Origin of the sequence: Halogeometricum rufum (genome assembly GCF_900112175.1) — an archaeon.
Classification (GTDB): domain Archaea; phylum Halobacteriota; class Halobacteria; order Halobacteriales; family Haloferacaceae; genus Halogeometricum; species Halogeometricum rufum.
The window spans coordinates 455,672-475,157 of the sequence record NZ_FOYT01000002.1; the positions used below are offsets into that span (position 1 = coordinate 455,672).

Genomic DNA, 19,486 nt, shown 5'->3' on the forward strand with positions numbered 1-19,486 from the left:
CGGACGCTCAGTCGCTCGCGCTCCCCTCGAACCGCGACGGCGGCGGGAACTGCGGGTCGTCCGTCTCGGCGTCGGCGGGTTCGACCGGAGAGAGCGTGTCCGGCATCACGCAGCGCTGTTTCTTCCGGTTGACGTGCGCGTACTCGTCGGGCGCGTTCGCCAGCGGATGCGCCGGGTTCTCCCGGCCGTCGATGCGCGCGGCGCGGAGTTCGGCGAACCCGGCGATGCGGGCGCGGATGCCCCGCCAGTGGTTCTCGCTGCCGGCGGGCACCGACGTGGGTCGTCGCCGTCGCCAGTCGGGGTCCGCGGCGGCGAGGACTTCGGTGTTGACGTTCGCCGCGAGGGCGTCGTGGTCGATGAGGACGCCGACGCGCGCGTTCGGCGGCGCGCGGGCGGCGAGGACGTCGAGACCCAGGTGTAACGCGCGGTACTCGGAGACGTTGTTGTTCGGAGCCGTGTCGGGGAGGGCGACCCGCGCCACGCGCGTCCCGTCGCACGTCTCGATGACGACGCCGAGTCCGCCGTCACCGGTCGGTCGATAGGAGCCGTCGGTGGCGACGTAGAAGTGGCGGTGATGTGTGCGCGGCGGGTGCGCGATGTGCGGCGTGGGTGACTCGTCGAACAAGTCTCGAAGGGATTGACGGCCGTGAACGGCCATATCCCCCGTAATCGGTCACGAAACTTAAATATATCCCGCGTTTGCAGCGGTCGCGGTAAGGAACAGACAGATGCCCGTCGTTCACGTACGGACGGGTATGGAACTCACCGCCCGCGAACTGATGACGACGGACGTCGAGACGGCGGCGCCGGACGACGACGTGAGCGAGGTGCTCGGCCGCCTCGCCCGCGCAGACTTCAACGGCTTCCCCGTCGTCGACGACGAGGGACGGGTCGTCGGCATCGTAACCCAACGGGACCTCGTGGAACTGTTCCAGACGAAAGACCGGACGCTGTGGATACCCATCGGTTTCCCGCCGTTCATGGAGACGCTGACCTACGCCATCGACGTCTCGTGGGACGACCTGGACCTCGGCGTGGACCTGTTGAAGAACGCCAACAAACCCATCAGCGACGTGATGACCGCTGACGTGGTGACGGTCGGTCCCGAGGCCGACCTCGAAACCCTCCTCGACCTCCTCGCGGACGACGCCCGGGACATCAACCGACTCCCGGTGGTCGAGGACGGGCGTCTCGTCGGCATCGTCGCCCGACAGGACGTGCTCCGCGCGATTCGCGACCGACGCCGCGGCGACTGAGGGCGCGCGGGCACTCGCGCGAAGTCCGACGCCGCACGACGGTCCGGGCCGCGACTTTCGCTCTCCGGCAGACGAGGTGGCCGAACGAAACGTTGAGGGGGGCGGCCGACCGACCGCAGGTGTGAGCCGCTATCGCAATCTCGGCCTGTTCCTCTTTCTCGCCGCGGTGTGGGGTGCGGCGTTCATGGCCATCAAGGCCGGCCTCGGGACGCCCGGCGACCCCGGCGGGTTCTTCGAGACGCCCGTGCTGTTCGCCGCGATTCGCTACGACGTCGCCGGCGTGTTGATGCTCGGCTACGCCGTCTACGCCACCGACCACGCGATTCCGAGCGGCCGCGACGAGTGGACCACCGTCGTCGTCGGCTCCGTCCTCATCATGGCGGGCTACCACGCCCTCCTGTTCGTCGGCGAGACGGACCCCGCCGTCACCTCCGCGGCCGCCGCGGTCATCGTCAGCCTGAGTCCCGTCCTCACGGCGGGGTTCGCCCGCGCGTTCCTCCCGTCCGACACGCTCTCGGTCCTCGGTGCCGCCGGTTTGCTCTTGGGACTCGTCGGCGTCGTCGTCCTCTCGAACCCCGACCCGAACAACCTGCTGTCGGGCGGCACCGTCGCCAAACTCCTCATCTTCGGCGCGGCGGTGAGTTTCGCGCTCGGATCGGTGCTCACCCGCCGCATCGACGCCGACTTCCCCATCGAGACGATGGAGGCGTGGACGATGCTCGGCGGCGCCCTGCTGATGCACGTCGTCAGCGTCGGCATCGGCGAGTCCGCCGCCGACGTGACGTGGACGACGGACTCGCTTCTGGCCGTCGGCTACCTCTCGGTGGTGGCCAGCGCCATCGGCTTCCTCGTCTACTTCGACCTCTTGGAGCGCCTCGGCCCCATCGAGATAAACCTCGTCTCCTACGTCGCGCCCGTGTTCGCGGCGCTCACGGGGTGGGCGTTCCTCGGCGAACTGCCGACGGTGTACACCGTCGTCGGCTTCGTCGTCATCTTCGCCGGCTTCCTCCTCCTGAAACGGGAGAGCCTGCGGCGAGAACTGCCTCGCATCCGCAGAGCGCTGTCCTGACCGGAGGCGCTCTCGAGCGGTCGTCCGACGAGACGCGGGGCGGTCGGGTGGACTCTCTCGTCCGGGCGGCGTTCCGCCACACGCCTCAAGTGGCGGAGGAACCTACCGGGTTACCGACCGCATGCGTACCGAGACTGACCGACCGGTTCCGGGGAACGCGCCGTCGCTCTCGGTCCGAGCCGAAGTCCGGGCCGATGCCGCGCGACGGGCGACAGAACCGAACGAGGCGAACGGAGGCCGGTCGCGGCGATGAGAGAGGCCGTGCTGGGCTCCGACGGTGACCGACCGAGCAGGTGGACCGTCGCGCTCGCCGCGGCCGCCGCCGTCGGCGTCGTCCTCGCGTCCGCCTTCGCGTTCGACATCGCCGTCCCGAACCGAGGTATCGGCGTCTTTCAGCTCCTCTCGTCGCCGACGAGCGCCACGCTCGCGGTTGCCGGACTGGTCACGCAGTTCGGCGACCCGTGGTTCCTCCTCCTCACCGCGACCCTGCTCTACCTCCTCGGAACGGAGCGCTCGCTCGTTCAGCGACCGCGCGAGGGCGCGTTCGTCCTCGCGGTGACGTTCGCGGCGTTCTCCTTCATCGACCTCCTCAAGAACGTCTTCGTCGCGCCGCGTCCGCCCGGTGCCGGAACGGTGGCGCTCCCGACCTGGCTCCCGGCCGTCCTCGCCGGGCCGTTCCGGAGTATCACGACCGGCACGGGGTACGCGTTCCCGAGCGGACACGCCCTCGGGACGACCGCCGTCTTCGCCGCGCTGGCCTACCGGCTGGAGGCCGGGTCGGGAGCCACCCGGTGGACGGTAGCTCTCGTCGGGGTACTGCTCGTGGCCGCGTCCCGAATCGTCCTCGGCGTGCACTTCTTCGTCGACATCGCCGTGGGTCTCCTCGCCGGCGCGAGCCTGTTCGCGGCCGCCGCCGCCGTCGGGAGCCGGGACCCGCTCCGCGTGTTCGCGCTCGGGTCGATACTCGGCGTCCTGGCGGTCGTCGCGAGCGCCGTCTCCCCGGCCGGCGAAGTCTGGAAGGCCGGGCAGTGGCTCGGCGGGTCCGTCGGCGCAGGAATCGCCTGGTACGTCGTCCGACCGTCCTCGCAACTCAGCCTCCGCGAGACGGTCGCCGCCGGCGTCCCCGTCGCCGTCCTCTGGGTCGGAGTCTACGTCACCTCGCCGCCGCTTCTCGTGACCGTCGTCGGCACCGCCGTCGCGGCGGGCGTCACGATAGCGGCACCGACGCTCGCCGGACGGGCGGTGGAGCCGAGCTAACGCCCGGTCCCGGGGTCGAGACGCTCGGCTCCGTCGGCACGAGATCCGTCGCCTCGCCCGAGGCGGGCGGCCTACGAGTCGGCGCGCGTCGCCTCGACGACTTCGGCGACCATCGTCCACCCGTCCTCGTCGGCTCCCTTCCGGCCGAGGAGGACGGACTCGTTGTCCGCCGAGGTGACGAGACGGTACTCGGCGTCGTCGTCCACCCGTTCGCCCTCCGCCTGAAACTCCTGCTGGAAGAACTCGGTGCTGTGCATGCGGTAGACGGCCGACGACCCGTCGTCCAACGTGAGGCGCACGGGGTTCGGCGAGACGTTGTGGATGCGCTTCGCGACGTCGTTGAGGTCTGCCATGCGCGGACGGAGGCGCCGTCGGCCCAAAAGTCCGACTCCGAGGACGCCGCGGCGGCGAGTGACTCGACTACAGTTCGACGTCCGGGGTGTGGAACGCGCCCTCGTCCACCTCGGCGTCGTACTCCTCGACGGCCGTGAGGACGATTTCGAGCAGGGCCTCGGGACTCCACCGCGCGGTGTTGACGCGGAGGTCGTAGAACGACTGGTCGGAGACGTCGATGCCGTAGTACGACTCGTACCGGCCCGCCTCGCTCACCTCGCGGACGCGCATCTCGGCCCCCATCTCCTCGCGGTCGGCCGTCCGTTCGACGCGGACCTCCTCGGGCGCGTCGAGCCAGATTCGCAGGTCCGCCCGGTTGCCCGCCAGCCACCCGGCGAGGCGCGACTCGAGGACGAACGCCTTGTTCGCCGTCCCCCACTGCTCGGCGATGGTGCGGAGGCGACGGTCCAGCGCCCGGTCTATCTCGTCGGACTCGTCGGCCTTGGCGATGAGTTGCGAGAGCGACATCCCGCGCTCTTCGGCGAGTTCGCGGAAGATGTCGCCGCCGGAGACGTACCCGCAGTCGAGCGACCGCGAGAGGCCTTCGCACAGCGTCGTCGCCCCGCATCCCGGCGGGCCGGAGACGGTGATGAACAGGTTGCTATCGACGGACCGTCCCGCTGCGGCGTCTTCCTCCATCATTGACGTTCGGGTCGTCACCCTACGACCACAAAAAGCCGCTGACGAGCGTCTGCCGTGCTAGTGGGTCTGTCTCCCGCCGCCGCGACGACCGCTTCGCCCGAACGCGGCGGTCACTCGAACGTCGCCGCGGCCGACTCGCGGGAGAGTCCGGCGGTGAGAGCGAGGACGAGTTTCACCCGCGCCTTCGCCGTCGAGAGGTCGCCCGCGTAGGCGACGCCGTGGTCGCGGAGGGTGACGCCGCCGCCCGCGGTGCCGTACACCGCCTCGGTCGGGCCGGCGTGGCACCGCGAGGAGACGACGACGGGGACCGACTCGAGAGCGTCGGCGACGGCGTCTCCGAGCGGACCGGTCGCGTTGCCGAGTCCCGTCCCCTCGACGACGACGCCGTCGGCGTCTGGGAGGAGGCGTTCGAGGGCGCTCCCGTCGACGCCCGTCCCCGAGTGCACGACGGGGACCACGGCGTAGTCACCTGCGTCCCGGTCCGGGTCGAGAGCCTCGGCCGGGAGCGACAGGTCGGACGCGGCCCGCGCGGGGTCCCGGTGGATGCGCGTCGTCGCGCGCGTGAACATCGCCACCGGTCCCTTTCCGGGCGACTGGAACGTGTCCAGCGCGTTCGTGTGCGTCTTGACCGCGTCGCGGGCGGCGTGGAGTTCGTCGTCGAAGGCGACGTGGGCGCCCGGCGCGAATCGGTCGTCGACGGCCGCCCGGACGGCAGTCAAGAGGTTCGCCGGGGCGTCGGACCCCGGTTCGTCGAAGCGCCGTTGCGACCCGGTGACGACCACGGGCACCGACACGTCGCAGGCGACGTCGAGCGCGTACGCCGTGTCAGCGAGCGTGTCCGTCCCCTGCGTGACGACGACGCCGTCCGCGCCGTCGGCCGCGGCGGTTCGAACCGCGTCCGCGGCCGCGGCGACGACGCCGAAGTCCATGTCGAACCCCGGTCGCGACCCGACGTCGGTGACGCGCAACGACGCGTGGTCCGCGACGGCCGGCACCGCCTCGACGAGTTCTTCGCCCGCCTTCGCGGGGGCCGCGCCGTCCTCGGCTGGTTCGCTCGCTATCGTTCCGCCGCACCCGACGACGTGTACCGTAGACATCGTTCGTCCCCGAGGACGCCGCCGCGTCGATTACGTCTTTCGCCACCGGCGCGCGTCGGTCCCACCCCCGATAGCGGCGCGTACGACCCCGTCACGTCGGATTATCGGAACGTTTTCTCCCCGTCACCGGGTGAAATGGAGGGGACTCGCGGCCCGCAGCCGGTTCGGTAGTCTGTGGGCGCGTCCGCCGCGTTCGACCGCGTCAGACGATTATCTCATCTCCGACAGTATCTTCCAAAAGAACGTATCTTGTCACGAACGGTTTCACATCGAAACCGATTCTATGAGCTGAATAAACTATCTCGGAGTCTCTCGCCTCGTTTAGAACAGTCATCGTTCCGTTACTGTCTGATTTAAACGGTTATGAACAGACGCCAACTCTCGGGCGGGTTAATGTGAGTGTCCGGCCTTCGGACAGGTGAGGTGTGCCCCAGGAAATGTCGAACTCGTCATCAACGGTCCCCCACGAACGCTTCGCCCGACTGCGCGAAGTGATAGCAACGACGCCGAACACCGTCCGCTTCGGACTGAAACTGGTCGCCTATCCGATTCAGTTCGTCGCGTTCTGGCTGGCCGTCGCTCTCCCCTTCCTCTACTTACCGCTCCTGCACGGCGGCCTCCGGGGCGGACAGGCGACGGTGTTCGGGTCGCTCCTCGCGGTCAACGTCGCCGCCCTGGTCATCGGGCACGGGCACAGCAGCGACGAGACCGAGAATCGGTAGCTTCGGCCCTCCCCCACCGTTCCCACCGCTTCGGTCCACCCTCACCGCTTCCCACCGCTTCGGCCCTCCCCCACCACTCCGGCCCTCCCACGCTTCTTCGTTTTCTCTCGGCCCCGAACTGATCGCGTCCGCCGGTCGCACCGCTTCTCGCTCGGAGACGAATCGAGGCGTTTACCGCCCGACCGCTGTTTGCCACAGCCATGACGCTCGATACGGTCTCGCTGGGTCGAACCGGGACGAAGGTGTCCGAGGTGGCCTTCGGGACGTGGCGGTTCGGCCGCGAAGACGACACGGGGGCCGTCGAGGTGGGTCCCGAGCGAGCACATCGACTGCTCGACGCTTACGCGGACGCCGGCGGGACGTTCATCGACACCGCCGACATGTACGGCGGCGGGCGGGCCGAGGAGTACGTCGGCGACTGGTTGGCCGAGCGCGACCGGGAGGACTTCGTCGTCGCCTCCAAGATATACTGGCCCACCCGCGAGGACCCGAACGGGAGCGGACTCAACCGCAAGCACCTCCGCCGGAGCATCGACGAGATGCTCGACCGACTCGGGACCGACTACGTCGACGTGCTCTACACCCACCGGTGGGACGACGACACGCCGGCGCGCGAGTTCATGCGAACGCTCGACGAGTTCGTGCGCGACGGCACCGTGAACTACCTCGGGACGTCCACGTTCGAACCGAACGCGTGGAAGGTGGTGAAGGCCAACGAGATAGCCGACAAGCGGGGATACGAACCGTTCACGCTGGCGCAACCGCGCTACAACGTCGTCAACCGCGAGATAGAGGGCAACTACCTCGAGATGTGCGCCGACTACGACGTCGGCGTCGTCCCGTGGTCTCCGCTCGCGGGCGGGTTCCTCACGGGCAAGTACAGTCGCGGCGAGGAACCGCCCGCCGACTCGCGGGCCGCCTCCGACCAGCAGTTCGTCGACTCGTACCTCACGTCGGAGAACTTCGACGCCCTCGAAGCCGTCGAGTCCGTCGCCGCGGACGTCGACGCCTCGCCGGGGCAGGTCGCACTCGCGTGGTTGCTCCACCACGACCAGGTGACGGCCCCCATCGTCGGCGCGCGCACGGTGTCCCAACTGCGGGAGAACCTCGCCGCGGCGGAGGTGTCGCTGACGGCCGACCAGTTCGAACGCCTCCTCGAAGCGAAGGCGGAGTAGAACCGTCAGACGTACCGGGCGCGGCATCGTATCGGCGGGTATGACCGACGCGAACGCCGCCGCGGACGTCGACCCGGACGCCTACGCCGAAGAACTGCAGCGGAAACGCGAGGAGAAGGACGACTTCTTCGCCTCGCACCCGCAGTCCCCGATTCCGCCCGAGCAACGCGACTCGTTCTCCGGACTGGACTACTTCGACCCGAACCCCGACGCCCGCGTCGCCGTCACCGTGCGGGTCCACGACGACCCCGAACCAGTGACGATGGAGACGACTGCGGGCAACGAGGTGCGCTACCTCCGACTCGTCACGTTCGCCTTCGAACTCCGCGGGGAGTCCGTCGAACTCCACGGCTACCAGCAGGAACGCGAGGACGACGACGCCATCTTCGTCCCGTTCCGGGACAAGACGACGGGCCAGCAGTCCTACCGGAACGGCCGCTACCTCGAACTCCATCCCGAAGACGGGCTGACGGACGGCGAGTCCGTCGTCTTGGACTTCAACCTCGCGTACACGCCGTTCTGCGCCTACAGCGACACCTTCGCCTGTCCACTCCCCCCGGAGGAGAACTGGCTGGAGGTGGCCGTCGCCGCCGGCGAGCGCGATTGGTCGCCTGCTAACGAGTGACACAATCGCACGATGAAAGCGCAATACACATATTCGACGCCTGCCCAGCGTCAGGCATGGGACTGCTCAGCAGCAAGAAAGCGCTCGTCGGTCTGGTTCTGATGGTCGTCGGAACGCTCGCGTTCCTCCCCAGCGTCGTCCCCGGCGTCGCGGGTGTCTCGGTGTACGCACTGGCCGTGGCCGCTCTCGTCCTCACGGTGGGGACGTGGCTCGTCGGAACGTCCGGCGGCGGTCGACCGGTCTAGACGGCGTCTCGCGCTGATTTTTCGTCTCGAAGCTACGGTCCCGAGCGCTGGCTCCGGCGTTCGCGTCGTCGAGGAGTGGCCGTCGCTCGCCGCGTGGCGTCGATAAGAAAGGGAAGTCGCCGATTAGTTGTTCGGTGCCGTGTACTCCGAGAGCGTCGCGGAGTTCTCGTTGTTCTCGGAGTTCCAGACGACGCGGAACGTCTGTCCGCTGAGGTCTCCGTTGCCGCCAGCGTAGAGCGTCGAACCGGCGCTCACAGACGCCGACGAACCGAAGCCGCCAGAGTCAGTGAATCCCTCGCTTGAGCTGGTAGTTTCGGTAGATATACCGACCAAATTTTTGTCCGTAGCGACGTCGACGTCCTTCGTAGCCGTGAGGTTCAGTCGACTTGCGTCGATCGTATCACCCGTCTCGTGCGTGATCGTCACGTTGTCGTTCGAGGCGTCCTCGAAGTCGAATCCGAAACTGGCCTGCGGCGTGGTCTGCGAGACGCTTCCCCCGAGGTTGAGCACGAACGTGCCGATGACGGCGGCGAGGATGACCGTGATAGCCACCATCAGGATGACGCCGATGACCGGCGACACCGCGGAGTCGTCCGTGAATAATTGTTTAAGTTTCATTTTAGTTCGGAGCCGTGGACTCGCTCAGCGTCGCGGAGTTATCGCCGTTCTCGCTCTCCCAGACGACGCGGTACGTCTCTCCGTTGTTGTACCCCTTGAGAACCTGCATATCGCCAGCACTGATCCTCTGATCGCCTTCGTTCCACGTAACGTCGTCGTCGCCTCCAACGATTCTGACAGTTGCCGTACTGATATCGATCGTGTCCCCAGTTTCATGGGTAACGTTGATACCGGTACTGTTGTAATCGAATCCGAAACTGGCCTGCGGCGTAGTCTGTGAAACGCTTCCCCCGAGGTTGAGCACGAACGTGCCGATGACGGCGGCGAGGATGACCGTGATGGCCACCATCAGGATGACGCCGATGACCGGCGACACCGCGGAGTCGTCCGTGAACAGCTGTTTGAGCTTCATGGTTGGTTTGTCGGACACACTCCGACGACAGAAGAGTCGGCGGTTCGCTTCCCCCTCGGTGACCCCACCGGAGTCGGTGGGCCACCGTCCCATCCCCTGTCGTGGCGTGTCTATTCGCCCCGATACGCTACTCCAACTTAAATCTAAAGGTCAAGTTAACCGAACAGTCATATACGAGTTCATCCGTTAATCACCCCTTTAAGACCAGTTTAAATGGGGGTAGTCACCCCTGTTCGGGAGTTTCGGGCGGATAGACAAAAACTATCGAACAGTCGGGCCGTTTCCGGCCGGCCGCCCGAGCGCCGACGGGGCCGATGCTCCGATCGGTCCGGTCGGCGTCCCAACCCCGACGCGCTACTCGGCCCGTCGTCGGTCAGGTCGCCGATGTTCAGTGGCTCTCGTCGAGGCGCGGTGCCGCAGTCGCTCGTCGTAAGTTGTTCGTGCCCGCGCACGCGAGAGCCGCACCGCTCACTCGGGACGAACAACCGCCTCTCGCCACTGCATCGAGGACGGTCACGGCTCTCGGCGGGGGAGTACCGAGCAGAATCGTGCGGGGAGCGGGCGACCGTGGGACCAACGAAAGCCGCGCGGACACGGAGGGCGCGCGGCGTGCGTACGGAACCGCGAAGTGCGGTCCGCCCTACCCAAGGCGGCAGTACGCACCGTCACCTAACTCGTCAGTCCAAAAAAGGTTTTCTGTTGATAATTCCTACATCGGCGACTGACAGGGAGTTTAACTCGTGGCCATCGTGTTAGTACAGAAAGTATTTACGTGACACGGTCGTCGGACCGTACGTACCCCTGCCCATGGTGACATCCGTGAGTAACTCCATCCAAGTCCGTGCGGTCGGGCGCTCTGTGGGATACAGAGGGTGGACGAAAGCCGGTGTTGCCGTCTGCAACAACTCCAAAAATCCATGACAAGCAACACGAAGCAACTCCGCGCGGTATTCCTCGCGGCGCTGATGGTCATGTCGGTTTTCGCCGGCACCGTCGCGTTCGCTGGAAGCGCTGCTGCGGTTACTGGTGCCTCTGTGGACTTCTTCAACCCAGACAATCTGGACGAAGGAACCACGGAGACACACAACCTGAACGTATCGTTCACTGGATATGCTGACAGCGCTGGCGACGACTACGTCAACGTCACCCTCCCCGCAGGGACGATTGACGACGCCACTGGCCTCACCGTCGAGACCCGAGATGGTGACGTGATCACCACCGTCTCCTCGGGCGACGTCAACGGTGACAGCCTGAACGTCTCGTTCGACGCGACGGGCACAGCCCACAACGACACCATCTACCTCAACGGGTCGATGGACGTGGCTGCGCCGTCCAACGTCGACGGTGACGTCTCCGGTCCCATCAGCTTCACGCTCACGGACAGCGACGGCACGTCCGAGAGCGCTCAGCAGACCGTCACCATCAACGACGCCGACGCGTCGGGTGACACCGAGGCTCCCGAATACCTCGAATCGGTCCACTACGACGCTGACACCACCGACGACGAGACCGAAATCGAGTTCTCGTTCAGCGAGGAAGTCAACAACCTCGGTGACGCCAACCTCTACCTCGACGAGAAACCGCTCGGCACGGTGAGCGAGTTCACCGAGTCCGTCAGCAACGAGGGTGGCGGTCAGTACATCGCCACTGTCGACGGCTCTGACGTCAACACCGGCGAAATCGAGGTTCTCCTCACGTCTAGCATCACCGACGCCGGCGGCAACGAACTCACCAACACCGGTAACAAGACCGTCGAGGTCGCACCCGTCACCGTGACGGGCGGTGAAGACGTGAACGCCTACCAGGGCTCGCAGGTTGCCGTCGTCGCTGACGGCACCGACACGGGTATCGAAGTCGAAGCCAGCGGCGAAGAGGACTTCGACTACTTCGTGTCCGGTAGCACCGGTGCGAACAGCGAAGTGTTCGTCTTCGACACGGACGACCGTGACATCGGTCAGTACAACATCTCCATCGAAGGCGAAAGCGAAGCGACGGTCAACGTTCGTGACCTCGGTCTGGAAGTCGACATCGACGACCTGAACATCACGAACGACGACGAAATCGAAGGGACGGTCTCCGCGAACGCGGGTAACCGTCCGGTCACGCTCGAACTGCTCGACTCCGACGGCGACGTCGTCGACGAGCAGGGCAGCACCATCGCCGCTCGTCTGACGGGTCAGGCCGAGTACGAGTTCACGTACAACGCCTCCGACCTCGACCTCGACGACGGTAACTACACCGTGCTGGCGACGGACAACCAGTCCGGTGTCGAAGCGGAATCCTCCTCCATCGTCGTCACCGACGCTGGTGAGGGCCGCGCCGACATCGGCGGCTCCGGCATCATCACCGAACAGCGTGGTGACGTCGCGAACATCACCATCACGCTGCAGAACACCGACTACGCGACCCTGACGCTCGGGTCCGACGACGTCGGCTACCGCAGCAACGTGACGGTCGAAGACGAGAACGGCGACGGCGAAGTCAACCTCCTGTTCAACACGTGGGCGGCAACGGGTCGCTCGGGTAACGTCGAGAACACGAACGTCTACGACGTGCCCAACCTGGAGGACGACGACGACTCCATCACTGACGCCACCATCGAGGAAGGCGTCGACTCGCTCCTCGAATCCGGCGAGTACGACCTCGAAGTCCGCGCCGGTCAGAGCGAGGAAGAAGACTCGCAGGGCGTCGGCACGCTGACGCTCGAAGAGCGCAACACGACGTCCATCCGTAGCTGGACCGCCCCGACGGGCACCAGCTTCGACGACACCGAAGAACTCTACGACGCGGTCGGTGACAACAACCTCACCCAGTCCAACCAGATCGCCTACGGCGACATGGCCGTCCACCAGCTCGAGGCCTCCGGTCTCGAAGGCCTGCTGGGCGCTCAGGACGAGGACGAGGTGACGAGTGAGTTCTTCGACAACGACGGCGACGAGTACAAGCTCACCGTCGAGCAGATGGACCCCGGTGCGAACCGCGACCCGTACCAGGTCCTCCTCGGCCCGGACAACGCGACCGTGTGGGCTGACTCGGAGAACGACACGTACTTCATCATCTACGACACGGACTCCAACAACCTGAACACGGACACGCGGTCCATCGAAGATGACGACACGCTCGAAGCCAACTTCACCGTCTACGAGGACGAAGACAACCTCACCGACGTTGAAGACGGCGAGACCGTCCTCGACGAGTACAGCTTCGTCGAGGCCGAGTACATGGTCGACGAGCCCGTGAACGTCTCGGCCTCTGGCGAGCAGACGATAATGGGCGAGACGACCGTCGCACCCGGCACGGAAGTCAGCCTGCGCGCCCGCTCCAGCGGCGACACGCAGCCGAGCTTCCTGAAGACGGCGACCGTCTACGTCACGGAGAACCAGACGTTCTCCAGTACGTTCGACTTCAGCGAGCAGGAAGTCGGCGACACGTTCGAGCTGACGGTCCGTGGCGGCGCTGCTGACTCCGAGACGTTCGACGGGAACGTCGTGGAGAGCGTCGAGACGGAGACGAACATGACGGAGACGGAGATGACGGAGACGGAGATGACTGAGACGGAGATGACGGACACCGAAACCGAGGCGCCCGGTACGGACACCGAAGCGCCCGGTACGGACACCGAAGCGCCCGGTACGGACACCGGCACGGAGCCCGCCACTGAGACCGGTACGCCCGGCTTCGGTGTGGTCGTCGCCGTGACGGCACTGCTGGCCGCCGCGCTCCTCGCCATCCGTCGCGACTAACGTCTGAACCACCGGCTCGCGCCGGCCCTTCGAACTTCACTTATTTCGACGCCGCAACCGAGAGCGACAGCGCCGTCGCGCGACGACGGTCGGCCGTTCACGACATCTTCTGCCGACGCACGTTCGACCGCAGAACCGGTGCCGTCGCTGACGGACGGTTCGAGACGGACGGCGTGAACGACCGACGAACCGTGAGACGGTCCGGTCGAGAGGCGAAACCGAGCGCACTCGGAGCGTCGAACGGCCGTTGTGACTCGACGAGGAAGGAGACGACTGTTCGCGTGACGTTCGAGAGAAGTGCCCGGGGTGGGCTCCGAACCCACGATCTCCGCATGTCCCAGGTCTGAGGCTCGGCAGGCCCCTGTGGGGAGCGGGCGGAGGCTTCCAAGGCATACCGCACCGAATCTCAGAAACCCTATGAGTGCGGCGCTATGTCCAGCTAAGCCACCCGGGCTCGTTCACTCGTTGGCCGATGAAGTTCTTTAACCTTCTCATCTGATAGTGCCGAGAGGCGTGCCACCACGCCGCACGAGGGGGCGTCGAGTCACCCTCGGATTTATCAACCGGGACGGGTACACCCACCTATGAGCCAACCGCAGATGGTCCAGTCCGCCCTCGAGGGCGAAGACGTGGTCGCCCGCGTCGCCCTCGGCGGCGAGGACGAACTGTACGCCACGCCGACGCGAACGCTGGTCTATCGGTCGGAAGGGTTACTCTCGGACGAGACTGTCGAGGAGTACCCGCACACCGCCGAGCGTATCACCGCCTCCGAAGGTCGACGGAAGGGGAAGATAACGCTCGACTACGGTCTCGACGGCGAGCAGTCGTTCGGTCTCTCCGTGAAGCACCTCGACCGCGCCCTCCACCCGGTCGTCGAAGGCGTCCTGAAGGCCAACGACATCCTCGCGGCCGACGAACCGGTCGAGCGACTGTTCCGGTTCAGCGAACTCACCCTCGTCGTCTCCGCCGGACGGGTCGTCAAGCACATCGGGTCGGCGCTGTGGGACGACGACTTCGAGGAGTACCGCTACGACGACGTGACCGACCTCCAGTTCGAGGGCGGCAGCGTCGCCACCTCCGTCGTGATGACCGTCGACGGTCGGCAGGAGCGGTTCAAGGCGCCGAACGACGACGCGCGCGAACTCCGCGAGACGCTCGAATCCGCGCTGCTGAGCTACTGGGGCGTCTCCTCGCTGGACGAACTCCGCGAGGCGAACGAACCCGAGGAGGACGAACCGCCGGCCGAGGATGGGGAGGTCTCCTTCGGCGACGGTCCCGACCCGCTGAGCGCCAACCCCGCGGAACTGTCCGACGAACCGAAGAACGCCACGCGTTCGGAGTCCGCACCCGACGAACCCGTCGAGGCGGCCGCGAACGCGAGTGCGAGTGCGGGAAGCGTCGCCCAGCAGGTCGAAGCGTCTCCCCAGCAGGTCGAAGCGTCTCCCCAGTCGGTCGAAGCGGAGGCGGAGACGGAGACGACGGCCGACGCCGACGAGGGGTTCGAGGGGTCGGGCTTCCAGTCCGCGGCGGCCGACGCGGACGAACGCGTCGCCGAGGAACTCGCGGAACTCCGGGCGACCGTCGACAGGCAGGGCGAGGAGATTCGCCAACAGCGCGAACTCATCGAGCAACTCATCGAAGAACTGCGCCGCGGTCGGTAACCGCGGCTCCGACCGGCGTCGACTCAGTCGCGACCGAGGACTTTCCTGATACACGAGGAGCCGAACGGCCCCAACTCGCCGGAGTCGAAGCGGACGAAGTGACCCGTCGAGAGGCCGGCCCCGCACCGCCGACAGGAGAAGTCGCCGTCCCGTCGGACCACCTGACGCTCGAAGCGGACGAACGTCCCGCCGCGGCGCGTCAGGATGCGCCCCTCCTCCCGGTCGATGACCCCCCGAAGCTCCGCCGTGTCGAGTATCTCCCGCGTGAGCGTCGGGTTCGTCGTCACCGTCTCGATGCGGTCGACGGCCGCCGACAGGGGGAGTTCGTCGGCTTCGAGGTGGGCGAGGAGGTCCACGCCGAGTTCGATGCGCTCCTCGCGGTCCATCTCGCCCACCGGACGGTCCGCGGCGGGGCCGGCGTCGGGTCCGTCGTGACTCGGGTTCGTGCCCGTTCCCGCCCGGTCACCGCTCTCGGCGTCGTCCGCGGCGCCGTCCCGGCCGCACCCACCGTCGGCGGTGCCGTCGCTCCCGACTTCGAAGGCCGACAGGTCCGACTGCGCCTCGCTGTCGTCGTCCACGAATCACCCTCACGTGGGCGGCGCAGCGACAAAAACGCACCGCGGTCGGGTCGAGAGCGAGGCCTGTGACGCGGGGCGGGCGGCCGCGGCGGACGGATCCCGGCGAGGCACAAGGCGTATAGCCTCGCGTGCGAGAGAGTCCGTCGATGGAGCGCCCTCGGGTCAGTTCGCGCGTCGTCGCCGGCGTGACGCTGGTCGTCGTCGCCATCGCGGCGGTGGCCGTCTCGCCCGACGCGGTTCTCTCGCGCGCGGCGTGGGTCGTCGTCGACCCCACGCGTCTCGTCGTCGCCGCCGTCGCCCTCGCCGTCGTCCGGCCGTTCCTCGCGTGGCCGACGACGATTCTGGCCGTCGTCGTCGGGTTCGGCTTCGGACTCGTCGGCCTCCCCTTTGCCCTCGCGCTCATCGTCCTGACCAGCGTACCGCCGTTCCTGTTCGCCCGGCGCTACGGCCGGACGGGTCGGCTCGCGGCGGCCGGCGAGTCGTTCGTCGAGCGAACGGGCGACCTCAGGAGCGTCGTGCTCAGCCGTCTCGTCCCCGCGCCGTCCGACGTGGTGTCGGTCGGCGCCGGCATCGCCGGGGTGCGTCTCCGCTGGTTCGTCGTCGGCACCGCCGTCGGCGAGTTGCCGTGGGCCGTCGCCGGCGTCCTGGCCGGCGCCTCGGCGGAGACGCTGACGACGGGCGACCTCGCGGGCGCGATAGACGCGCGACTGGTCGTCGCCGCGGGACTCGCGGCCGTGCTGTTGCTCGCGCCGACGGCGTACGAGTGGTACGGCGAACGCGCCGACGGCGCGGACGGCGACGCCGCCTGAGCCGGGCTATTCGAGGAGCGACTCGCCGGTCATCGCCGCCGGCCGTTCGATTCCCATCAGTTCGAGCATCGTCGGCGCGATGTCGCACAGCGACCCGCCCGACCGGACGGTTCGGCCGCCGTCGTCGCCTTCGGGCGTGAGGTAGACGAACGGAACGGGGTTGGTCGTGTGGGCGGTGTGCGGCGACTCCGGCGTCCCCATGTCGTCGGCGTTGCCGTGGTCCGCCGTGACGAGGACGTGTCCGCCCGCCGCCTCCACCGCCTCGACCAGCCGACCGAGCTGTTCGTCGACGGCTTCGACGGCTTCGACGGCGGCGTCGAAGTCGCCGGTGTGACCCACCATGTCCGGGTTCGCGTAGTTGAGGACCATCGCGTCGGGGTCCTCCGACTCGACGAGGTCGATTGCCGTGTCGGTCACCGCCGCGGCGCTCATCTCGGGCTTCTCGTCGTAGGTGGGCACGTCGGGGCTCTCGATGATGCGCCGAATCTCGCCGTCGAACTCCACCTCGCGGCCGCCGTTGAGGAAGTAGGTGACGTGGGCGTACTTCTCGGACTCGGCGAGGCGGAGTTGAGTCTTCCCCGCCTCCGCCAGCGTCTCCCCCAGCGTCTGCTGGGGCTCCTCCGGCGGGAAGGCGACGGGGAACGGGAACGTCTCGTCGTACTCCGTCATCGTCACCAGCCGAGTCTCCGGCGGCGACGTCTCGAACGACCACTCGGGGTCGATGTCTGCGAGCATCCGACAGAGCTGTCTGGCGCGGTCCGGTCGAAAGTTGAAGAATATCACGGCGTCGCCGTCGTCGAGCGCCGGCCCGCCCTCGACCAGCGTCGGTTCGACGAACTCGTCCGTCTCGCCGCGGTCGTACGACTCGGTGACGGCGTCGACGGCCGTCGCCGCCTCGTACTCGGCCTCGCGTTCGACGATGGCGTCGTAGGCGCGCTTCGTCCGCTCCCAGTTCTGGTCGCGGTCCATCGCGTAGTAGCGCCCCGAGACGGTGGCGACGTCGCCCGTCCCGTGGTCGTCGACGACCGACTCCAGTTCCGCGAGGTAGTCCTCGCCGCCGTGGGGGTCGGTGTCGCGTCCGTCCATGAACGCGTGGCTGACGGCCTCGACGCCGCGGTCCGCGGCCATCTCGATGAGCGCGTGGAGGTGCTGCTGCTCGGAGTGGACGCCCCCGTCGCTGACGAGGCCCATGAAGTGGACGCGTCCGCCCGTCTCCGAGACGTGCTCGAACGCCGAGTTCAGCGCGTCGTTCTCGTAGAACGAGCCGTCGTCGATGGCGTCCTCGATGCGCGTGTACGCCTGTTTGACGACGCGGCCCGCGCCGATGTTGAGGTGGCCCACCTCGCTGTTGCCCATCTGTCCCGCCGGGAGGCCGACGTTCCGTCCGGACACGTCGAGCGTTCCGTACGCACCTGCCTCGGCGATGCGGTCGAAGTTCGGCGTGGCCGCCGCCTTCACCGCGTCGCGTCTGTCGTGGTCGCCGAGACCCCAGCCGTCGAGGATGACGAGCGCAGCCTGCATGTTCGGGGCGACGCGGGCGAGTCGTAACTAGCCTTCGCTTCCCGATGTCGGTCGTTCACGGTCTTTTGCGGGCGTCCGCGGCTCTCTCCGGCGGTTCGGCGAACGGCGGGCCGGGGGCGGCGGCAGGGCGGTCCACCGCGGGTGCAGACCGGCGCGGCCCGGCGCGGACCGACGAGCGGAACGCGACAGCTTCTTTCGACCGCCGCCCGTCGGGACGGGCGATGGACGAGACAGGAGACACGCCGAGGCGGACGCTCCGGCGACCGGTTCCCGAGCGCTGGGTGCAGTACTACCTCGGCAACGGGGCGAGTCTCGCGTGGTTGCTCCTCGTCAACGCCGCCGCGTTCCTCCTCGGCGTGAGCTTCTACGTCCACTCGGAGCCGTCGCTGTCGGAGGTCAGTTCGCTCCTGTACCCGCTGTTCGGCGACTCGCCGACGGCGCTGGCGCTCGCGACGCTCTCGTTCGCGACGCTCCTGCCGCACCTGGGCGAACGCGTGACGGACGCGCCGTCGAACCGCGTCCTCGCCGTCGTCCACACGCTCGCGTTCGTCTGGCTGGTGAAGTACGGCGTCTGGACCGCCGTCGCCCTCAACCTCCGTCCGGACCTCTACGTCGGCTTCACGCCCGAGTTGCTCTGGGACTACTGGGGCATCATGCTCACGCACCTGTTCTTCCTCGTCGAGGCGGTGGCCGTCCCCTACTACGGGAAGACGACGCGGGGGGCGCTCGGACTCGCCCTCGTCCTCGCCCTCGTCAACGACGTGTACGACTACGGCTTCGGCTTCTACCCGCCGCTGAAGTACGAAGCGGGGCCGCTCTTGGCGGGTATCACCGTCACGCTCACCCTGCTCACGGTGGCGCTCGCGGCGTGGATGTTCGACCGGCACGGCGCCGAATCGACGCGCGAGGACGCCGCCGCGGCCGCCGAGCGTCAGTAAGTCTCATCACGCCGCGTGATTTACCTCTGGTTATGGACTCCGCGGTACTGTTAGACCTACTCGGTAACGAGAACCGGCGGCGCATCCTCCGGTTGCTGTCGCACAAACCCTGCTACGTCACCGAGATTAGCGAGTACCTCGGAGTGAGTCCGAAGGCGGTCATCGACCACCTCCGGAAACTGGAGGACGCCGGACTCGTCAAGAGCCGCACCGACGACCAGCGACGCAAGTACTTCCACATCTCGCGCAACCTCCGCCTCGAGGTGAACGTCTCGCCGTACGGGTTCGGAGCCAAGAGCGCCTATCCCGCGAGTCCGAACCTCGACATGTCCGGCCGGTGTCCGCACCTCTCCTTCGACATGCCGGCCGAGGACGCCCAGGACGTGAGCGAACTCGCGCAGGAACTCGGCCACCTCGCCGACCTGGAGAACGAACTGTCGCTGGCGCAGCGCTGGGTCCACGGGCGTATCACCGACGTGCTGGACCGACTGAACGAGCGCATCGGCGCGGACGCCGACAGCCGCTTCTACGCGGAGACGCTCGCGGCCATCGCGCGCGGCGAGGACACGATAGAGGGCGTCGCGCGCGAACTCAACGCCGCGCCCGCCGACGTCGAAGAGGCGGTCCACCGACTCGCCGAACGCGGACTCGTCGCGAAGGAGGAGGGCGGGTGGGTCGTCGCCGGCGGGACGTTGGCCTGACCGGACGGCGCTCTCTCGTCCGGC

Annotated in this window: 20 protein-coding genes and 1 tRNA gene; 12 read left to right on the forward strand and 9 right to left on the reverse strand. The window is 67.4% G+C overall.

Going from position 1 to position 19,486, the window contains the following annotated elements:
* Positions 1 to 7: 7 nt before the first annotated feature.
* Positions 8 to 658: a ribonuclease H family protein gene (locus BM310_RS11915; RefSeq protein WP_089807977.1), complete on the reverse strand. Its 651-nt coding sequence runs from the start codon at positions 656 to 658 to the stop codon at positions 8 to 10.
* Between the two features lie 97 nt (positions 659 to 755).
* On the opposite strand from BM310_RS11915, the gene BM310_RS11920 reads away from it, so the two are divergent.
* From BM310_RS11920 to BM310_RS11930, 3 genes are all read left to right on the forward strand, one after another.
* Complete coding sequence (locus BM310_RS11920) at positions 756 to 1,256, forward strand: CBS domain-containing protein (RefSeq protein WP_089809203.1); 501 nt, start codon at positions 756 to 758, stop codon at positions 1,254 to 1,256.
* A gap of 121 nt (positions 1,257 to 1,377) precedes the next feature.
* Positions 1,378 to 2,325, forward strand: a complete 948-nt coding sequence (locus BM310_RS11925) for a DMT family transporter (protein WP_089807979.1) — start codon at positions 1,378 to 1,380, stop codon at positions 2,323 to 2,325.
* Between the two features lie 249 nt (positions 2,326 to 2,574).
* Positions 2,575 to 3,582: a phosphatase PAP2 family protein gene (locus BM310_RS11930; protein ID WP_089807981.1), complete on the forward strand. Its 1,008-nt coding sequence runs from the start codon at positions 2,575 to 2,577 to the stop codon at positions 3,580 to 3,582.
* Between the two features lie 71 nt (positions 3,583 to 3,653).
* Here BM310_RS11930 and BM310_RS11935 read toward each other — a convergent pair whose 3' ends face one another.
* The 3 genes from BM310_RS11935 to BM310_RS11945 all read right to left on the reverse strand — a co-directional run bounded on the left by BM310_RS11935 (position 3,654) and on the right by BM310_RS11945 (position 5,714).
* Positions 3,654 to 3,935 (reverse strand): transcriptional regulator, encoded by a 282-nt coding sequence (locus BM310_RS11935; protein ID WP_089807983.1) that lies wholly within the window; start codon positions 3,933 to 3,935, stop codon positions 3,654 to 3,656.
* A 67-nt stretch (positions 3,936 to 4,002) separates the two neighbouring features.
* The gene (gene cmk, locus BM310_RS11940) at positions 4,003 to 4,617 is read right to left on the reverse strand and encodes a (d)CMP kinase (protein WP_089807985.1); all 615 of its coding nucleotides are present in this window, start codon (positions 4,615 to 4,617) and stop codon (positions 4,003 to 4,005) included.
* Between the two features lie 110 nt (positions 4,618 to 4,727).
* On the reverse strand, positions 4,728 to 5,714 hold the full coding sequence (locus BM310_RS11945) for an asparaginase (protein WP_089807987.1): 987 nt from the start codon (positions 5,712 to 5,714) through the stop codon (positions 4,728 to 4,730).
* 491 nt (positions 5,715 to 6,205) lie between these two features.
* Between BM310_RS11945 and BM310_RS11950 the strand changes: the two genes are divergently transcribed.
* The 4 genes from BM310_RS11950 to BM310_RS11965 all read left to right on the forward strand — a co-directional run bounded on the left by BM310_RS11950 (position 6,206) and on the right by BM310_RS11965 (position 8,481).
* Complete coding sequence (locus BM310_RS11950) at positions 6,206 to 6,436, forward strand: hypothetical protein (protein ID WP_245778484.1); 231 nt, start codon at positions 6,206 to 6,208, stop codon at positions 6,434 to 6,436.
* Positions 6,437 to 6,636: 200 nt separating this feature from the next.
* Complete coding sequence (locus BM310_RS11955; protein WP_089807991.1) at positions 6,637 to 7,611, forward strand: aldo/keto reductase; 975 nt, start codon at positions 6,637 to 6,639, stop codon at positions 7,609 to 7,611.
* A gap of 40 nt (positions 7,612 to 7,651) precedes the next feature.
* Positions 7,652 to 8,236 carry a DUF1684 domain-containing protein gene (locus tag BM310_RS11960; RefSeq protein WP_089807993.1) on the forward strand — a complete coding sequence of 195 codons (585 nt, stop codon included), beginning with the start codon at positions 7,652 to 7,654 and terminating at the stop codon, positions 8,234 to 8,236.
* A 56-nt stretch (positions 8,237 to 8,292) separates the two neighbouring features.
* Positions 8,293 to 8,481 (forward strand): hypothetical protein, encoded by a 189-nt coding sequence (locus BM310_RS11965; RefSeq protein ID WP_089807995.1) that lies wholly within the window; start codon positions 8,293 to 8,295, stop codon positions 8,479 to 8,481.
* A gap of 123 nt (positions 8,482 to 8,604) precedes the next feature.
* Here BM310_RS11965 and BM310_RS11970 read toward each other — a convergent pair whose 3' ends face one another.
* Complete coding sequence (locus tag BM310_RS11970) at positions 8,605 to 9,099, reverse strand: type IV pilin (RefSeq protein WP_089807997.1); 495 nt, start codon at positions 9,097 to 9,099, stop codon at positions 8,605 to 8,607.
* A gap of 1 nt (position 9,100) precedes the next feature.
* Entirely contained in the window at positions 9,101 to 9,511 is a 411-nt protein-coding gene (locus BM310_RS11975) for a type IV pilin (protein ID WP_089807999.1), read from the reverse strand.
* 917 nt (positions 9,512 to 10,428) lie between these two features.
* Here BM310_RS11975 and BM310_RS11980 point away from each other — a divergent pair.
* The gene (locus BM310_RS11980; protein ID WP_089808001.1) at positions 10,429 to 13,254 is read left to right on the forward strand and encodes a DUF7827 domain-containing protein; all 2,826 of its coding nucleotides are present in this window, start codon (positions 10,429 to 10,431) and stop codon (positions 13,252 to 13,254) included.
* Between the two features lie 298 nt (positions 13,255 to 13,552).
* Here BM310_RS11980 and BM310_RS11985 read toward each other — a convergent pair.
* A tRNA-Met gene (locus BM310_RS11985) sits at positions 13,553 to 13,708 on the reverse strand.
* A 130-nt stretch (positions 13,709 to 13,838) separates the two neighbouring features.
* On the opposite strand from BM310_RS11985, the gene BM310_RS11990 reads away from it, so the two are divergent.
* A complete protein-coding gene (locus BM310_RS11990; protein ID WP_177232605.1) occupies positions 13,839 to 14,915 on the forward strand; it encodes a DUF7115 domain-containing protein in 1,077 nt (358 codons plus the stop codon).
* A gap of 23 nt (positions 14,916 to 14,938) precedes the next feature.
* Here the strand turns inward: BM310_RS11990 and BM310_RS11995 are convergent, their stop codons facing one another.
* Complete coding sequence (locus BM310_RS11995; RefSeq protein ID WP_089809207.1) at positions 14,939 to 15,301, reverse strand: DUF5830 family protein; 363 nt, start codon at positions 15,299 to 15,301, stop codon at positions 14,939 to 14,941.
* A 338-nt stretch (positions 15,302 to 15,639) separates the two neighbouring features.
* Between BM310_RS11995 and BM310_RS12000 the strand changes: the two genes are divergently transcribed.
* On the forward strand, positions 15,640 to 16,302 hold the full coding sequence (locus tag BM310_RS12000; protein WP_089808003.1) for a TVP38/TMEM64 family protein: 663 nt from the start codon (positions 15,640 to 15,642) through the stop codon (positions 16,300 to 16,302).
* 6 nt (positions 16,303 to 16,308) lie between these two features.
* Here BM310_RS12000 and gpmI read toward each other — a convergent pair whose 3' ends face one another.
* Positions 16,309 to 17,823 (reverse strand): 2,3-bisphosphoglycerate-independent phosphoglycerate mutase, encoded by a 1,515-nt coding sequence (gpmI, locus tag BM310_RS12005; RefSeq protein WP_089808005.1) that lies wholly within the window; start codon positions 17,821 to 17,823, stop codon positions 16,309 to 16,311.
* A 221-nt stretch (positions 17,824 to 18,044) separates the two neighbouring features.
* Between gpmI and BM310_RS12010 the strand changes: the two genes are divergently transcribed.
* Both BM310_RS12010 and BM310_RS12015 read left to right on the forward strand, forming a co-directional pair.
* Entirely contained in the window at positions 18,045 to 18,761 is a 717-nt protein-coding gene (locus tag BM310_RS12010; RefSeq protein ID WP_089808007.1) for a DUF1405 domain-containing protein, read from the forward strand.
* A 32-nt stretch (positions 18,762 to 18,793) separates the two neighbouring features.
* Positions 18,794 to 19,462 (forward strand): ArsR/SmtB family transcription factor, encoded by a 669-nt coding sequence (locus tag BM310_RS12015; RefSeq protein WP_089808009.1) that lies wholly within the window; start codon positions 18,794 to 18,796, stop codon positions 19,460 to 19,462.
* Positions 19,463 to 19,486: the final 24 nt, after the last annotated feature.

What these genes read in the sequence shown, in the direction of transcription:
- BM310_RS12000 (WP_089808003.1), top strand. Translation starts at nt 15,640, where the DNA reads ATGGAGCGCCCTCGGGTCAGTTCGCGCGTCGTCGCCGGCGTGACGCTG.
- BM310_RS11990 (WP_177232605.1), top strand. Translation starts at nt 13,839, where the DNA reads ATGAGCCAACCGCAGATGGTCCAGTCCGCCCTCGAGGGCGAAGACGTG.
- BM310_RS11960 (WP_089807993.1), top strand. Translation starts at nt 7,652, where the DNA reads ATGACCGACGCGAACGCCGCCGCGGACGTCGACCCGGACGCCTACGCC.
- BM310_RS11945 (WP_089807987.1), bottom strand. Translation starts at nt 5,714, where the DNA reads ATGTCTACGGTACACGTCGTCGGGTGCGGCGGAACGATAGCGAGCGAA.
- BM310_RS12015 (WP_089808009.1), top strand. Translation starts at nt 18,794, where the DNA reads ATGGACTCCGCGGTACTGTTAGACCTACTCGGTAACGAGAACCGGCGG.
- gpmI (WP_089808005.1), bottom strand. Translation starts at nt 17,823, where the DNA reads ATGCAGGCTGCGCTCGTCATCCTCGACGGCTGGGGTCTCGGCGACCAC.
- BM310_RS11970 (WP_089807997.1), bottom strand. Translation starts at nt 9,099, where the DNA reads ATGAAACTTAAACAATTATTCACGGACGACTCCGCGGTGTCGCCGGTC.
- BM310_RS11915 (WP_089807977.1), bottom strand. Translation starts at nt 658, where the DNA reads ATGGCCGTTCACGGCCGTCAATCCCTTCGAGACTTGTTCGACGAGTCA.
- cmk (WP_089807985.1), bottom strand. Translation starts at nt 4,617, where the DNA reads ATGATGGAGGAAGACGCCGCAGCGGGACGGTCCGTCGATAGCAACCTG.
- BM310_RS11980 (WP_089808001.1), top strand. Translation starts at nt 10,429, where the DNA reads ATGACAAGCAACACGAAGCAACTCCGCGCGGTATTCCTCGCGGCGCTG.
- BM310_RS11920 (WP_089809203.1), top strand. Translation starts at nt 756, where the DNA reads ATGGAACTCACCGCCCGCGAACTGATGACGACGGACGTCGAGACGGCG.
- BM310_RS11955 (WP_089807991.1), top strand. Translation starts at nt 6,637, where the DNA reads ATGACGCTCGATACGGTCTCGCTGGGTCGAACCGGGACGAAGGTGTCC.
- BM310_RS11975 (WP_089807999.1), bottom strand. Translation starts at nt 9,511, where the DNA reads ATGAAGCTCAAACAGCTGTTCACGGACGACTCCGCGGTGTCGCCGGTC.
- BM310_RS12010 (WP_089808007.1), top strand. Translation starts at nt 18,045, where the DNA reads ATGGACGAGACAGGAGACACGCCGAGGCGGACGCTCCGGCGACCGGTT.
- BM310_RS11930 (WP_089807981.1), top strand. Translation starts at nt 2,575, where the DNA reads ATGAGAGAGGCCGTGCTGGGCTCCGACGGTGACCGACCGAGCAGGTGG.
- BM310_RS11965 (WP_089807995.1), top strand. Translation starts at nt 8,293, where the DNA reads ATGGGACTGCTCAGCAGCAAGAAAGCGCTCGTCGGTCTGGTTCTGATG.
- BM310_RS11995 (WP_089809207.1), bottom strand. Translation starts at nt 15,301, where the DNA reads ATGGACCGCGAGGAGCGCATCGAACTCGGCGTGGACCTCCTCGCCCAC.
- BM310_RS11935 (WP_089807983.1), bottom strand. Translation starts at nt 3,935, where the DNA reads ATGGCAGACCTCAACGACGTCGCGAAGCGCATCCACAACGTCTCGCCG.